At 55.6% G+C, this 15423-nt stretch carries 11 protein-coding genes and 7 pseudogenes; 11 read left to right on the top strand and 7 right to left on the bottom strand.

All coding sequences use genetic code 11. The features are described 5' to 3' along the window. Window positions 1-138: 138 nt before the first annotated feature. Window positions 139-1246: pseudogene (locus tag ACMX3H_RS08695) on the bottom strand (MATE family efflux transporter); the annotation flags it as partial. Window positions 1247-1481: 235 nt separating this feature from the next. Here ACMX3H_RS08695 and ACMX3H_RS08690 point away from each other — a divergent pair. Further along, a complete protein-coding gene (locus tag ACMX3H_RS08690; protein WP_415210528.1) occupies window positions 1482-2099 on the top strand; it encodes a riboflavin synthase subunit alpha in 618 nt (205 codons plus the stop codon). Window positions 2100-2166: 67 nt separating this feature from the next. On the opposite strand, the gene cfa is transcribed toward ACMX3H_RS08690, so the two are convergent. Together cfa and purR are read right to left on the bottom strand one after the other, a co-directional pair. Then, window positions 2167-3318, bottom strand: coding sequence for a cyclopropane fatty acyl phospholipid synthase (cfa, locus tag ACMX3H_RS08685; RefSeq protein WP_415210527.1), 1152 nt, complete (start codon window positions 3316-3318; stop codon window positions 2167-2169). 473 nt (window positions 3319-3791) lie between these two features. Then, window positions 3792-4812, bottom strand: a pseudogene (gene purR, locus ACMX3H_RS08680) (HTH-type transcriptional repressor PurR). A gap of 220 nt (window positions 4813-5032) precedes the next feature. Here purR and ACMX3H_RS08675 point away from each other — a divergent pair. Then, complete coding sequence (locus tag ACMX3H_RS08675; protein WP_415210526.1) at window positions 5033-5122, top strand: YnhF family membrane protein; 90 nt, start codon at window positions 5033-5035, stop codon at window positions 5120-5122. A gap of 174 nt (window positions 5123-5296) precedes the next feature. On the opposite strand, the pseudogene ACMX3H_RS08670 reads toward ACMX3H_RS08675, so the two are convergent. After that, window positions 5297-6185, bottom strand: a pseudogene (locus ACMX3H_RS08670) (C40 family peptidase). A gap of 391 nt (window positions 6186-6576) precedes the next feature. On the opposite strand from ACMX3H_RS08670, the gene ACMX3H_RS08665 reads away from it, so the two are divergent. Further along, on the top strand, window positions 6577-6924 hold the full coding sequence (locus tag ACMX3H_RS08665) for a Grx4 family monothiol glutaredoxin (RefSeq protein ID WP_415210525.1): 348 nt from the start codon (window positions 6577-6579) through the stop codon (window positions 6922-6924). 301 nt (window positions 6925-7225) lie between these two features. On the opposite strand, the gene rnt is transcribed toward ACMX3H_RS08665, so the two are convergent. Together rnt and gloA are read right to left on the bottom strand one after the other, a co-directional pair. After that, entirely contained in the window at window positions 7226-7930 is a 705-nt protein-coding gene (gene rnt / locus ACMX3H_RS08660; protein WP_415210524.1) for a ribonuclease T, read from the bottom strand. 130 nt (window positions 7931-8060) lie between these two features. Further along, window positions 8061-8469, bottom strand: a pseudogene (gloA, locus tag ACMX3H_RS08655) (lactoylglutathione lyase). A 180-nt stretch (window positions 8470-8649) separates the two neighbouring features. Here gloA and ACMX3H_RS08650 point away from each other — a divergent pair. Both ACMX3H_RS08650 and slyA read left to right on the top strand, forming a co-directional pair. Continuing rightward, complete coding sequence (locus ACMX3H_RS08650) at window positions 8650-8898, top strand: DUF1289 domain-containing protein (protein ID WP_415210523.1); 249 nt, start codon at window positions 8650-8652, stop codon at window positions 8896-8898. A 950-nt stretch (window positions 8899-9848) separates the two neighbouring features. Then, window positions 9849-10283, top strand: coding sequence for a transcriptional regulator SlyA (gene slyA, locus ACMX3H_RS08645; protein ID WP_415210522.1), 435 nt, complete (start codon window positions 9849-9851; stop codon window positions 10281-10283). Between the two features lie 77 nt (window positions 10284-10360). Here slyA and slyB read toward each other — a convergent pair whose 3' ends face one another. Then, window positions 10361-10828 carry an outer membrane lipoprotein SlyB gene (slyB, locus tag ACMX3H_RS08640; RefSeq protein WP_415210521.1) on the bottom strand — a complete coding sequence of 156 codons (468 nt, stop codon included), beginning with the start codon at window positions 10826-10828 and terminating at the stop codon, window positions 10361-10363. Between the two features lie 331 nt (window positions 10829-11159). On the opposite strand from slyB, the pseudogene anmK reads away from it, so the two are divergent. From anmK to ACMX3H_RS08610, 6 genes and pseudogenes are all read left to right on the top strand, one after another. Further along, window positions 11160-12257: pseudogene (gene anmK / locus ACMX3H_RS08635) on the top strand (anhydro-N-acetylmuramic acid kinase). A 77-nt stretch (window positions 12258-12334) separates the two neighbouring features. Beyond that, window positions 12335-12661 carry an MliC family protein gene (locus ACMX3H_RS08630; RefSeq protein WP_415210520.1) on the top strand — a complete coding sequence of 109 codons (327 nt, stop codon included), beginning with the start codon at window positions 12335-12337 and terminating at the stop codon, window positions 12659-12661. A 61-nt stretch (window positions 12662-12722) separates the two neighbouring features. Next, the gene (gene pdxH, locus ACMX3H_RS08625) at window positions 12723-13373 is read left to right on the top strand and encodes a pyridoxamine 5'-phosphate oxidase (RefSeq protein ID WP_415210519.1); all 651 of its coding nucleotides are present in this window, start codon (window positions 12723-12725) and stop codon (window positions 13371-13373) included. Between the two features lie 163 nt (window positions 13374-13536). Further along, a complete protein-coding gene (gene tyrS / locus ACMX3H_RS08620; protein ID WP_415210518.1) occupies window positions 13537-14811 on the top strand; it encodes a tyrosine--tRNA ligase in 1275 nt (424 codons plus the stop codon). Between the two features lie 77 nt (window positions 14812-14888). Beyond that, a pseudogene (pdxY, locus tag ACMX3H_RS08615) lies at window positions 14889-15127 on the top strand (pyridoxal kinase); the annotation flags it as partial. 116 nt (window positions 15128-15243) lie between these two features. Next, window positions 15244-15423, top strand: a pseudogene (locus ACMX3H_RS08610) (transposase); the annotation flags it as partial.

The following is a 15423-nucleotide window of genomic DNA, read 5'->3' as shown; positions in this document are numbered from 1 at the left end:
TCATCGCCGGATTATCCATGATCTGACAGCCGTCCCTTATAGGATGCGGGTTCACTAGGCATCGTAGTGGAACATATTCTTACCGGGCCATACAACAAACCCACCAATAATTCAAGACGTCCTCCACGGGGCGCTTACGATGGAATCAGAAATCTGGTAAATGGCCGCTAAGAGCATTAAATGCGAGGCCATGGCCACTACCGCCGGCGTATCGTTATACAAGAGCGCAATCCGCTCACGCAGCAGGCTGGTAAACAGCGGTGCAGCAGGCCAACGTGACGCCTATCATCAGGCTAGACCTGGCGCTGACTCGCGCCTGCTCGACATCGCCTTCCCCCAGGCGAAAGCCGATGCGGATGGTGGCCGCCACGCCGATAGACAGTGGCAGCACAAACATGAGCGAGCTGAAATTCAGGGCGATTTGATGGCCGGCCACCGCGATGATGCCCAGCGGCGCGACCAGTAGCGCCACCAGCGCAAACAAGGTGACCTAGAAAAACAGCGACAACGCCACCGGTAAACCCAGCGTGAACAGTCGCTTTAGCGCCACCGAATCGGGTTTTTGCAGCCCGCCGGTCAAGCGCAAATCACTAAATGTGCTGGTCTGGCGCATGTAGGCGCGCAATAGTAAAAACATTATCCAGTAAACCGAAGCGGTCGCGACGCCGCAGCCCACGCCGCCCAGCGCCGGCATACCGAGTTTGCCGTGGATGAAAACATAGTTGATGGGAATATTGCTCATCAAACCGATGAAGCCTATCACCATACCCGGTTTGGTGCGGGAAAGGCTTTCGCACTGGCAGCTCAGTACCTGAAAGAACAGATAGCCCGGCGCGCCCCACAGCAGACAGCGCAAGAAGGCGACGGCTTTCTCCGCCAGCGCCGGCTCGACGCTATGCATGTGGTCGATGACAAGGTGGCTATTATACAGCAACACCATGATGACCAGCGCCACGCCCAGCGCCAGCCAGAAGCCCTGGCGTATCTGATGGGCAATCCGGTCTCGCCGCCCGAAGCCGTTGAGCTGTGCGATAACCGGCGTCAGCGCCAGCAGCAGGCCGTGACCGAATAAAATGACCGGCAGCCAGATGGAGGTTCCCACCGCTACCGCGGCCATATCTGTGGCGCTTACCGAACCGGACATGATGGTATCTACAACCCCCATCGCCGTTTGCGACACTTGGGCGAAAATCACCGGGATGGCCAAGGCCAGTAAGATACGCGCTTCCTTAACATCATTTTGCACGCGGACACCTTTGATGCGAGTGACGAACTGAGTTTATTGATGGAACCCTGACGCGTTAATACGGCTGGATCCTTTTAGCGGCATAGTCTAATGCATTTTGTCGGTGAAGATAGCAGGAAAATGACGCGATATAAGGGGTATAGCCTCTATTGTATCGTGTCAGTATTTGGAATTCGTCATATTATGGGGCAAACTGAGCGCCGAGTTATTCGGTGTAGCCAGATGAGGAAAACGCATGTTTACGGGGATAGTTCAGGCCACCGCGCCCATTACCGCGATTGAGGAAAAAGACCATTTTCGCACCCATTACGTCCGCCTTCCGGTGGCGCTGTTGCCGGATTTGACCATCGGCGCGTCGGTGGCCCATAACGGCTGTTGTCTGACGGTTACCGGCATCGCGGGCGACGTGGTGAGTTTCGATCTGATGAAAGAAACGCTCAGACTGACCAACTTGGGCGAGCTTAAGGTCGGCGATGAGGTCAACCTGGAACGGGCGGCGAGCCTGCAGGTGGAAATTGGCGGTCATCTGATGTCAGGGCATATTATCTGCACCGCAGAATTGACCAAAATCGTTACCTCAGAGAACAACCGGCAGATTTGGTTTTCCTTGCCGGACAAGGCGCTGATGAAATATATCCTGCATAAGGGCTATATCGGCGTTGACGGTATTAGCCTGACGGTAGGCGAAGTCGCGGGCAACCGTTTTTGCGTACATTTAATTCCTGAAACGTTGCTGCGCACCGCGCTCGGCAAGAAACGACTCGGCGATAGCGTCAATATAGAAATCGACCCGCAGACGCAGGTGATTGTCGACACCGTGGAGCGGGTTTTGACGGCGCGCTCGCGCGCCTGATCCATCAGGGCGGCGGCGCTGCCTGACAGCGCCGTCATGTATCCCGGCACACATGACGGCGCGAAGCTTACCGCGCGACGCGCAAACCGCCTTCCACGCCCCGCGGGCTGAACAGAACCTGCCATAGATGTATATTGCGGGCGAGGAATGCGCCAGCGCAGGCCTGTAAGTAGTAAACAAACATGCGATAAAAACGTTCGGAATAATTGCCCTGCAACGTTGGCCAAGCGGCGACGAAGCGTTCATGCCAGGCCATTAGCGTGCGATCATAATCCGTGCCGAAATTATGCCAGTCTTCCATGACGAAATGGGGCTCGCTGGCATCGGCGATATGCCGTACGGACGGCAGGCAGCCATTCGGGAAGATATATCTGTTAATCCACTGATCCACATTCATATCGGTCCTGTTCGCGCCGATGGTGTGCAGCAAAAACAGGCCGTCGGGTTGCAAATTACGGGCAACCACATCGAAATAGGTAGGGTAATTTTTCGGTCCCACGTGCTCGAACATCCCCACCGAGACAATGCGGTCGAACTGCAAATTCAAATCGCGATAGTCCTGCAACAAGATTGTGACATCTTGTCCTTCGCAGCGCTTTTGCGCCAGCTTTTGCTGTTCGGCCGATATGGTGACGCCGTGGACTTTAACGCCATAATGCTGTGCAGCATAATTCGCCAAACCGCCCCAGCCGCAACCGACATCCAATAGCGACATCCCCGGCTGCAATTGCAGCTTCTGGCAAATCATCTCCAGTTTATTTTGCTGGGCCTGCTCCAGGCTTACGGCATGATGCCAATAACCACAGGAATATTGCATAAACGGATCAAGCATGAGCGAGAAAAGGTCATTGCCTAAATCGTAATGTTCTTTACCAACGATCCAGGCCCGCTTACGCGATTGGAGATTCGTCAGGCGCGCCGCGGCGACGCGCAGGGTATCTTTTAAATGATGGGGAAGCTTATTTTCCAGTCCGCTCCGCAACACACGCTGGAAAAACATATCCAGCCGTTCGCATTCCCACCAGCCATCCATGTAACTTTCACCTAAACCCAGTGAGCCGTCCTGCAGCACGCGCTTAAAGAAATCCGAGTTGATGACGCGAATATCGAATGGACGGGATCCATTGATTTCAATGTCGGCTTCAGCGAGTAATTCATGGACGATGCGATACCAGGCGTTATCCTGAAAGCTCAGGTCTTCAACACACGAGGAATTCATAGCTTCTCCATCACCTTTCTTCTAAAAATACCTCGTCAGGAAGAGCCAGGCGCTGCCTGCGAGCTTTTATAAGAATCCACGGTAAGCCGTGGTGTCTGATACGACAAATTAACAGAGGAATAGAAACTCAGAATGGTTGTTAAACCGGCTGCTTTGCACGAAAAAAGCATGCATGAGTAAACATCATGTCCCTAAAGCAAAAAGAATAAACAACTCGTTATAATTGTTAACGTAATTGAGTATAAGCCTGCATCCGGCTTTAGACAACTCCAAAAACAGTAATAGGAATAATAGACTAAGTTAATGATAAATATAAGAAACAATCACTCTTCTCAAAGAGTTAGTGCGCCTAAAGAGTTATTATTCATTTTTGGTTCGAGGGGAAATTTTCGCGGCAAAGCATCGCGTGAAACGCCGGGAGCAATGGCCAACGCCGCAGCAAGCACGGGGCCTCAGCCATCGACGGCACAGGACTAGCGGCTACGGTAGGGGCCATCGGCCACCGAAAAGCATTCCACCAGGGTGGGATGAACCTCAATCGTCTGCGCGGCCTCCCGCTTGCTGATGATCCTATCAAGCAACATGGTCAGTGCGGATTCCCCCAATACCGCCTTGGGCTGATCCACCGTGGTAAGCGCGGGGGTGAAATACCGTGAATGGCTGACATTATCATAGCCTATCAGTGAAATGTCTTGCGGTACGCGCAGCCCATGCTCGTGGATCGCGCACAGAGCGCCCATCGCCATCTCGTCACCGCCGCAAAATATCGCGCTGGGCCGGTGGGAGTGGGCCAGAATATGTTGCATGGCGCGATAACCGGAAGCCGGCTCGAAATCACCCTGGACGATCCAGGCCTCGTTGGGAAGAATATCGGCCTCCTTGAGCGCATGGAGATAACCACGGTGGCGCCCGCCGCCGGTATTGCGCGCCAGCTGGCCGGGAATGGCGCCAATATCCCGGTGGCCGCGATCGAGCAAATAGCGGGTGGCCATATAGCCGCCGGCAAAGGCATTATCGACGATGGTATCGGTAAAGTCCCCGCGTACCTCACCCCAATCCATAACCACCATGGGAATATGGCGATATTCTTCTAATAGCCGCAGCAGGGCCTCGGGGTTATTCGGCGCACATGACCAGCAGCCCATCGACCCGCTTTTGCGCCAGCATTTGCAGATAGGCCTGCTGTTTCGAGGTCTCGTTGTGGGAATTGCACAGGATAAGGGCGTAGCCTTTGGCGAAACAGTGGTGCTCTATGGATTCAATTATCTCGGCGAAATAGGGGGCTTCGCTGGTGCTGGCCAACACACCGATAGATTTGGTGCGGTTGACCTTCAGGCTGCGCGCCCCCGTGCTGGGGGAATAACTGAGCAGTTTGATGGCGTCCCATACGGCGCGTTTAGTCTCCGGCGCCACGAAGCGGGTTTTATTAATCACATGGGAAACCGTGGTCGTTGAAACCCCCGCGTGTTTGGCTACATCTTTTATGGTTGCCATCTCTAAACTACTCCTGGATCCCTCGGCAGCAGGGGATAATGCTAAGTGAATCGTTTGCCTGCCAACAAAAGGTAATTTTTCTCGATTTGCCGAGAAAATGAAAGCGTTATATGAGTTGAGCCGCCGGAGGGACATGCTTTTCGGCCACGGCTATGGCAAGATAGAGAACGGATAAATACTGAGTTAGCCACCTGACGCAGAAGCGTTAAAAGGAAATATCATGAGCCGCGATTTTGCTTGGTCGTTAATGACTACCGCCTTCTCGCTGTTGGTCATCATCATCTTCAGCTTTACCGCCGTATTGAATTGATAGCGTTTGGCGCCGCGCCGAACATCACCCAGACTGTAAAAAGGGCCCCAGGCCCTTTTTTTGCGGCCTACGGACGACGCGCGGATCTGAACGGTGAGCTGGCGGGGGAGTTAAAGGGCCCCTTAAGACCGACGCTGCGATAGCAACGAGGGAGAGGCTGTCGCGCGCAGCCCCTCAGCGAATGGTGGTGGGCGTCATCACGCGGCGGGCGCCAACATAATGGTCCTGCCAATAATCTTCGCTCAGGTAGCTGATACGGATGTCACGCCCGGTGCGCGGCGACTGAATGAAACGGCCATTACCCAGATAAACTCCGACATGATCCGTCGTGCCGCGGATGCGGAAAAAGACCAGATCGCCGCTTTCCAGCTCGTTCTTTTTCACCGGCGCCGCATCCCGCAGATGGTACATTTCATTAGCGGTGCGTGGTAGCGGCACACGAATTAAATCTTTGTAGGCGTGTAAATCAACCCGCTGCAATCAAAACCGGTGGTCGGCGATTTACCGCCCCAGCGATAGGGCTTACCCACCTGCGACATCAGCTTCGCCATCGCCGTTAATTTGGCGTGCTGGTAGCGGACCTTGTGGCTTTCGCTCATGCGCAAAGGTTGAGCGTCTGCCGTAATGGCCTTGGTCTGGGCTCGCGCGCCGCCGCGATGGCGGCCATAGGCTTTCTTCGGCCCTTTGCCGGCGGCCTGGTTGTGCGCCAGGCGTGCACTTTCACGATGGCGGTGGAAGGCGAGATGGGGCTTTTGCCCACCTTCACGGCGGCGGTTTTGCCGGTGGATGGCGCTGCGGCGGCGTGGGGCGTCTTGTTGGCGACGGCCTTGCGAGGTTTAACCACGTCGGATTTTAACTTGGGATTACCCAGATGCTCGCTCTTGGTGCTGCGGGTCTTTTTTTGCAGCTTAACGGGCTTGCGCTTGCGTCGATCATCGGTTTTGGCCGCGCTGGCCTGCGATTTACGTTGATCGGCATTGACTCCCGCATTCGGCGCGGCGTGCGCGAAATTGAGAAAGAGCTGTGTAAACAGCAGCACAAAAAGCGTAAAGCATAAACGCATGATAAACGCTATCCTCTGTGGCCCAAGGTCGGGGGAAAATGACGACTCAGCTGAATTTAAGCTATTTGCGGTTCTAATGCATCCGTATTTTCCTACAGATTGTGAATAAACGTGAATAAAACGCGTGATGCGGCATTTTTGCGCGCGGGCTGCCGTAAAAAGCAACGGTTTTACAGCACATTAAACGCCCTAGTCGCAAACCCGCGCCGCCGCAAGGGCAGACCCGACCTTCGCGCCCATTGTCCAAGCGCCGGGGCGGCTAAAGCCCGCCGGTGGGGCTAACGCGAAAAAAGCATTTAAATGTTCCCCCCGGAATCGTTAGAATACTGAATTACGTCAGACCCGATGCATGATAAATAAAAGCCAGCCACTGGCTTAAGGAAGCGAGACAATGACCACGACTATCGAAAAAATTCAGCAACAGATCGCCGAGAATCCGATTCTTCTGTACATGAAAGGCTCGCCAAAATTACCGGGCTGCGGTTTTTCCGCCCAGGCGGTACAGGCGCTGTCCGCCTGCGGCGAACGTTTTGCCTATGTTGATGTGCTGACCAATCCGGATATTCGCGCTGAACTGCCAAAATTCGCCAACTGGCCAACCTTCCCGCAACTGTGGGTGGACGGCGAGCTTATCGGCGGGTGCGACATCGTCGGCGAAATGTACCAGCGCGGCGAACTGCAGCCGCTTATCAAAGAAACGGCGGTAAAATACAATTCACAAGCGGATAAAGCGCAGTAAAGAGCGCTGCCCCGATGCCGTCCGGCGCTAACGCGCCGCGGGCGGGTGACCTGTCGGGCACGGCAGCACGAAAAACCACCCAAGGCATATGAGGTGGTTTTTTTTTGCGTCTCATCGTGCCGGGCGCGGTGACGGCGCGTTATCGCGGCCGGGCATACCCGGCCGCATCCGCTAGGCAACATCTTCAGCGCCATGGTGCCGCGCAATCCGCATGTCCCTCTCGTGGACGGGCAGGCTGCGCGCCCTGCAAGCGCCATAGCCCTGTCATTGGCCGCGCAGACGGCCCTCTGCGTGGCAGCGTTTACAAATCGATAGCGGGGTTAGCACGATCCTGTGCGGCGACAGCCTCATCTTCGGCGTCACCCGTTGCGGGTATCGCGACCGGCCAGCCGCCCAGGCGTTTCCAGCGATTGACCAATTCACAAAACAGGGTTGCGGTACGTTCGGTGTCGTAGAGCGCCGAATGCGCTTCACCGCTGTCAAAGGCGATACCGGCGGCGCCACAGGCTTTCGCCAGCACGGTCTGGCCGAGCACCAGCCCGCTGAGCGCCGCCGTATCAAAGGTGGCGAAGGGATGGAAAGGGTTGCGTTTCAGACCGGCTCGACCGGCGGCGGCTATCAGAAAACTGTGATCAAAAGCAGCATTGTGGGCGACGATAATGGCGCGGTTGCAGTCCTGATCTTTGATTCCTTTACGTACCAGTTTAAAGATTTCATGGAATGCTTCATATTCGGTCACCGCGCCGCGCAGGGGGTTGTGCGGATCGATACCGTTAAAGGCCAGCGCTTCCGGCTGTAGCAGCGCGCCGGGAAAGGGGTCCACATGGAAATGCAGGGTGTTGTCGGAGTGCAGCCAGCCGTCGTTATCCATTTTCAGGGTGACGGCGGCGATTTCCAGCAGGGCATCGGTCCCGGCGTTGAATCCCGCGGTTTCCACATCAATGACAACGGGATAAAAGCCGCGAAAGCGGGCGCGGAGGGTGTTCAGATCGTCTATTTCAGCCATGCCTGTTCTTATGTTCAGCGAATTCAGCCGCCATTATGGCAAATTTTGGCTCGGCTTGCATGGCGAGTTATGCCCGAGAGGCGGGGAAGAAAGGCCGTGAACCCGCGGGCCCCGGCAGCGCTGGCCCTGCTTAATTGCCGACGCCTTGACCGGCATGTTTGTTTTCAATCAGTTCGATTTTATAACCGTCCGGATCTTCGATAAAAGCGATAACGGTAGTACCGTCTTTCACCGGCCCGGCTTCGCGGGTCACTTTGCCACCGTCCTGGCGAATGCGTTCGCAGGCGGCGGGCCGTATTGTCCACGCCCAAGGCGATATGGCCATACGTGCTGCCCAAATCGTAACTCTCCACGCCCCAGTTATAGGTCAGCTCGATGACCGCGCCTTCGCTTTCGTCGGTATAACCAACGAACGCCAACGTGTATTTGTATTCCGGGTTTTCGCTGGTGCGCAATAGTCGCATTTCAAGGGTTTTGGTGTAAAAATCGATGGAGCGTTGTAAATCGCCTACCCGCAGCATGGTATGTAATAAACGCATAATGTCCTCGTGAGCCATCACGGTCGGTGCGGCCGTGTTAAGTGAAGAGGCTTCAGTATAGCCTGCGGGGTGAAACCGGTTCAATGCCGCCCACTAGCACAGAATACCGGCCCGCTCGGTAAAAAATAACTTGCCAGCGAAGACAATGCCGTCTTCAATTTATAGGTGAGAGGAGGACGTGTGGCGGAACAACTTGAATTTTTTAGCCTGCCCAATCCCTGCTGCGGCGTGTGCCAGTCGGATGCCCGCGGCTATTGCCGCGGCTGCCTGCGCAGCCGGGACGAGCGTTTTCAATGGGGTGGGATGAGCGACAGTCAAAAACGCGAGGTGCTGCGGCTTTGCCACCAGCGCTACCTGCGGCTGCGCCGCGCCGCGGCCGCCGGGCACGAACCGCGGCAGGACGCGCCGGAACAACCCTCCTTGTTTTAACCGGCGCGGTGCCGGACCCGAGCGATATGCGCACCCGCGCCTCAAGCCCGCCGGGCCGACGTGTTTGTCTGGATAAGCGGTCTTGAGCTCGCGGTTAAGTATGCCGTGGCTATCGGGTGTAGCATAGCTCATCGTGTTTGTCCCGACGAGGGGGCTGGACGGACAGCAGCGCCTGGTCGCCTATGCTGCCTGGGGCGGGGGCGATGGGGCCGGGTAGCGGCAAAACGGCCACCGGCGATGTCCGTACGGCAAAAGGGGATAATGACCGAATACCGCCATCCGAAATAAAATCTAACGCGAAGAGATAATAAATGGCTTTCGGCCCGACGCGGTATGGATAATCCTTTGTCATCGGGCGACAATAGCCAAGCGGGAGGAGTATTCCTGAAAGGAGAAAACAATTTAACGGAGGGGAAATAACGTCAGATTCTGGTGATAATTTAGTTAAAAAATAACCATGAAGCTGTGGTTTTTCTCTACAATAATTTCTAATGTATTAAATAGTTATTTATATATTTAAATTACAATATGCTACTGAATACATGGGATATTGATATTTGTTATATCTTCATTTAACTTAAATTAACAATAAACTACGTATGTGGCAATAATAGTGTTACAGTTATGAATAAACCGTCCGGCCCGTCAGCGTGAAAGTCGGCTGCGCTGGCTTCTGCGGGGAGACCCTTACTGTCTGCCAGCGTGTTTAAACCACAAGGGAATCAGTGGGGGCAGAACGCCGCGTTTCCCGACCCGATCGGGAAAGTACGTCGCAAACGGCGCGTGTGTGTGACGTCCAATTTTTATTAAGGAAGAATATGCCGCTTACATCGATCTCTACATAATGCTTAGGTTATGGGTATATATATTTGTAATTTGCTCATCCACCCATTAGGATGGAGGGGAATCCAGGGAGCAAGCTTAATCAGCTTAATTATAAGGAGAGAGAATTGGAATCGCCATTAGGATCAGATTTGGCGCGACTTGTTCGAGTATGGCGCGCTTTAATTGACCACCGCTTAAAGCCTTTAGAACTCACACAGACGCATTGGATCACTTTACATAATATTTGCCAGTTACCGCCTGAGCAGTCTCAGATTCAACTGGCGAAGGCTATCGGCATCGAACAGCCATCGTTGGTGCGGACGCTGGATCAGCTCGAAGAAAAAGGGCTTATCACTCGGCATACCTGCGCCAATGACCGCCGGGCGAAGCGGATCAAACTGACCGAATCTGCTGACCCTATTATCAAAGAAGTGAACAATGTTATCGACAGCACTCGAGATGGAATTCTCAATGGCATTAGCCAGGAGGAGATCCAGTTGCTGAGCAATATGATTGCCAAACTGGAAAAAAATATTCTGGAGCTATATAACAAGTCTTGATGCGTTACGTCCACGGCACTGACTTGAGCAAAAAAACCGGCCCCAGGGCCGGTTTTTTGTTGAGCGCAAGCAGGGGATTAGCGCGGTGAAACGGTGATGGTACGGCCGTTGCTGGCCAGCGCCACGCGTTGTCCCACGCTGAAACGGGTGTTGCCCTGTTTCTGCACCACCATGATGGTGTTGCCGTCATCTTTACGCACTTCAAGCTCCACGCCCTGAGTCCGGTTTACCGCGCCTTCGACGCTTGAACCGGCCACGCCGCCGGCGACGGCGCCCGCCGCGGTGGCCAGGCTGCGGCCGCTGCCGCCCCCAATCGTATTCCCCAAGAATCCGCCCAGTACCGCGCCGCCGATAGCGCCAATGACATTGGAGTCTTCACCGCCCTGAATCTGCACCGGCCGTACCCCGACCAGGGTACCGTACGTCACTCTTTGAACCTGTTTGGTCTCTGAGGCGGAATAAACATCGCCGGACAGCGTGCTGTTATTGGCGCAACCCGCCAGCGTCATACCTGCCAGGGCCACCACGATCAAACGTTTCATCATAAAAAACTCCAGTTGATATGCCGTTCTGCGAGGCAACCCCGGACAGAAGCGGATAAACGGTTAAAACTTCATGCGCCGGTGTAGGGAATCGAAGTGCCCTGTAACGCGCAGAGACTACAGACAATTATATCGAAAAAAAGATAAACTGCGAATAAGCGAACTAATATAGTTAGTTAGTTAGTTTAAGTTATTATAACACTAAGTTCATTTTATATAATTCATTAATCAGTACAAACGGGGCATTTTGCGTGAATTTTCATGGCCTCCTGCCGTAAAGCTGGGTAAGTTACCCTTAATATGTCACATTCCCGCACAAGGGAGAGGGTGTGAAATGAGAACCGGCCGATATATAGGCATTATGTCCGGCACTAGCCTGGACGGTATCGATGTGGTGCTGGCAGCGATCGATGAGCACACCGTGGCGCAGCAGGCCCGCTATTGCCATCCGATCCCGTTGCCCATCAAACAGCAGATCCTGGCGATGTGCCAGGGCCAGGCGGTAACCCTTTCGCAGTTCGGACAGTTGGACACCCGGCTTGGCATTTTGTTCGCCGAGGCGGCGCTAAGTTTATTGCGGCAGACCGGCGTGGCGCCGCCCGGGGTGACGGCTATCGCTTGTCACGGCCAAACCGTTTGGCACGAGCCGGAAGGCGCCGCCCCCTGTACCCTGCAAATCAGGGATAACAACCGCATTGCCGGCATGACCGGTATCACTACCGTGGGTGATTTTCGCCGTCGCGATATGGCGCTGGGCGGCCAAGGGGCGCCGCTGGTGCCGGCGTTTCATCACGCGCTACTGGCGCATCCCCAGGAACGGCGCATGGTGTTGAACATCGGCGGTATCGCCAATCTGTCGTTGCTGCTGCCGGATCAGCCGATCCGCGGCTATGACACCGGACCTGGCAATATGCTGCTAGACGCCTGGACCTGGCGACACCGTAAAGCGCCTTATGACCAGGACGGCCGATGGGGGAGCAGCGGGCAAGTTCATCAGGGGTTGTTGCAGCATCTTTTGGCGGACGGGTATTTTCTGCGCCCGGCGCCCAAAAGTACCGGCCGGGAGTATTTCAACCTCGGCTGGTTGGAGCGCCATCGGGCGCGTCTAGGCCCTATCCCTGCCCAGGATGTGTAGGCGACACTGGCGGAGCTGACAGCGCGGACCATCGCGCAGCAGGTGCTGTTGTGCGGCGGCGGCGTGCGCAATCCGCTCGTCATGAACCGTCTGTCGGCGCTGCTGCCGGGTATTGAGGTCAGTTCTACCGATAAATTCGGCGTGAGCGGCGATGATATGGAAGCCCTTGCCTTCGCCTGGCTAGCGTTTCGGACCTTGTCCGGGTTGCCGGGCAATCTTCCCTCCGTTACAGGCGCGCGGGAGGAAACGCTGCTGGGGGCAATCTATCCGGTCATGGCCCCGGCGGTAGAGAAATAATGCTGGCCAGAGCGGGGCGCGCCGGGTCGTTCACCTCCCTCTGGCGGTCCTGTTTAAATCATAAAAAGGAGATCAAGATGATGCGAAACCCGATGGTGATCCTCTCCCTGGCGCTGGCCGCCTCGGCCTGTAGCTATCCCGGCGGCCGATCCGCGCAAACGGAAACCTTACATTATCAGTGCGGCACGCTGCCGCTGACCGTGACGTTGGATAACGTTCACGAGTGGGTGAACTTTATCCTTGACGGCCAGCAGCTTAGCTTGCCGCAGGTCGCCCCCGCTTCCGGCGCCCGCTATAGCGATGGCCAATACAGCTTCTGGTCGAAGGGCGAGCGGGCGTTTATCGAGCGGCAAGACAAAATCATCGTTGGCGATTGTGTCATCCAGGGCGCGGCGGGTAAATGATTGAGATTTTCAGCGTCACGGCGCACAATAACGGCTTTCATCGCCGCCTTTTCAGCAGATTATGACTGAACATTCAATCGATATTGCCGCCCTGCGCAGGGAATATACCCGGGGCGGGCTGCGCCGCGCCGATTTAACGGCGGAGCCTATGGATTTGTTCGAGCAGTGGCTCAAGCAAGCCTGCGCTGCGCAGCTTCCCGATGCCACCGCCATGAGCGTAGGTACCGTGGACACGAACGGCCAGCCGTACCAGCGGCTGGTATTGCTCAAACATTTTGATCGTCAGGGTATGGTGTTCTACACCAATCTCGGCAGCCGCAAAGCCACGCATTTGGCGCATAACCCCCGCATCAGCCTGCACTTTCCCTGGCCCGCGCTGGAGCGGCAGGTTCTGGTGCTGGGCCGCGCGGAGCGGCTCTCGGTCATCGACGTGATGAAGTACTTTCACAGCCGTCCGCGCGATAGCCAGATAGGAGCCTGGGTCTCGCGGCAGTCCAGCCGGATCTCCGCCCGCGGCGTGTTGGAAAGTAAATTCCTGGAGCTAAAACAGAAATTTGCCCAGGGCGAGGTGCCGCTGCCCAGCTTCTGGGGCGGTTATCGGGTCACTATTGATGCGATGGAATTCTGGCAGGGCGGTGAACACCGCTTGCACGACAGGTTTCTCTATCGGCGTGAAGAGGGCGGTTGGTACATTGATCGGCTGGCGCCATAGCCGGATCGGTTGGCGCCGTCACCGAGGCGGCGGGCGTCTGATCTGATCTGCTCGCGGCGCCGGCGCCAGGATAACGTTTTTAAGGACAGGCTCTGGTGGGCTGGATAAAACCGGCGCGGGCAGCGGTGTCCTTTTTTTCTCTTTCTTGATAATGGAGTATTTGATGGCAAGCAGTAACCTAATACAACAATTGCAGGAGCGGGGGCTGATTGCCCAGGTCACGGACGAGAAGGCGCTGGCTGAGCGGTTGGCGGCAGGGCCGATCGCGTTGTATTGCGGCTTTGATCCCACCGCCGACAGCTTGCATTTGGGACATCTGGTGCCCTTGCTGTGCCTTAAACGATTCCAACTGGCCGGTCACCGTCCGGTGGCGCTGGTGGGGGGCGCCACCGGGCTTATCGGCGATCCCAGCTTCAAAGCGACCGAGCGCAAGCTCAATACCGCGGAAACCGTCCAGGAATGGGTGGAAAAAATCAAACGCCAGGTATCGCCGTTCCTCGATTTTGACTGCGGCGATAATAGCGCCATCGCCGCCAACAATTATGACTGGTTTGGCTCGATGAACGTGTTGACGTTCCTGCGCGATATCGGTAAGCATTTCTCCGTCAATCAGATGATCAATAAAGAAGCGGTAAAGCAGCGGTTGAACCGCGATGATAGCGGCATTTCCTTTACCGAGTTTTCCTATAATCTGTTGCAGGGCTACGATTTCGCCTGCCTGAACAAGCAGTACGGCGTGGCGCTGCAGATTGGCGGCTCCGACCAGTGGGGGAACATCACCTCCGGCATCGATTTGACGCGCAGGCTGCACCAGAACACGGTGTATGGTCTGACGGTGCCGCTTATTACCAAAGCGGACGGCACCAAATTCGGCAAAACCGTGGGCGGCGCGGTGTGGCTGGATCCCAGCAAGACCAGCCCCTATAAGTTCTATCAGTTCTGGGTCAATACCGCCGACAGCGATGTGTATCGCTTCTTGAAATTCTTCACCTTCCTGTCGCTTTCCGCTATCGAGGCGCTGGAACAAGAGGATCACGCCAGCGACAAAGCCCCTCGCGCCCAGTATGTGCTGGCGGAAGAGGTCACCCGCATGGTACACGGCAAGCAAGGATTGGCGGCGGCGAAGCGTATTACCGCTAGCCTGTTCACCGGCGCGCTGGCGGACTTGACCGAGGATGATTTCGCCCAATTGGCCCAGGACGGCATGCCGACGGTCGGCCTTGAGCGCGGTGTGGATTTACAGCAGACGCTGGTGGCGGCTGAACTGGTGCCGTCGCGCGGCCAGGCCCGTACCATGATAAGTTCCAACGCGGTGGCGGTGAACGGCGAAAAACAGGCATCGCCGGAGTATGTGTTTAACGACGCCGATAGGCTATATGGCCGTTATACCCTGCTGCTGCGGGGTAAAAAACACTACTGTCTGCTCCACTGGCAATAGCGGGATTTCCGGCAGGGGGCTTCGGGCCCCTTTCTTCTGTGTGACGGCCGCGGGCCGAAGGTGTGTAAGGCGATTTTTTGATGAAGAATGTTCTCTCTATCCAGTCCCACGTGGTTTACGGTCATGCGGGCATAGCTCCGCGGTGTTTCCCATGCGCCGGATGGGCGTTAATGTGTGGCCGCTCAATACCGTGCAGTTTTCCAACCACACCCAGTATGGTCAGTGGACCGGCTGCGTGATGCCCGCGACGCACCTGACCGAGATTGTGAAAGGGATAGCGGCAATTGAGGGTCTGAAGCGCTGTGATGCGGTGCTGAGGTAAGCGTACGCCCAGCGCCGTCTGTTAATTCCCCATCAAGTTATTAAAGATGATGTCCATTATTTTTTTAATGGGCGCAATTCATGAAACAAACCCCACCAAAACCCTCAAGACGTCGTCCCAATTTCCCGCGGGACTTTAACATTAAGCTGGTTGAGCAGGCGCTCCAGCCCGGCGTATCCATTGCCAAGCTGGCACGGGATAACGGTATCAATGACCATTTGCTGTTCAACTGGCGCCAGCTCTACCGTCAGGGCAAGTTCGGTGTCCAACCTAAAATCCCCACTACACAG

It is taken from the genome of Sodalis sp. (in: enterobacteria) (genome assembly GCF_047607725.1).
GTDB lineage: Bacteria > Pseudomonadota > Gammaproteobacteria > Enterobacterales > Enterobacteriaceae > JBLKSS01.
Note: the sequence above shows the minus strand (reverse complement) of the source record. Positions and strands in the feature narration are given on the sequence as shown.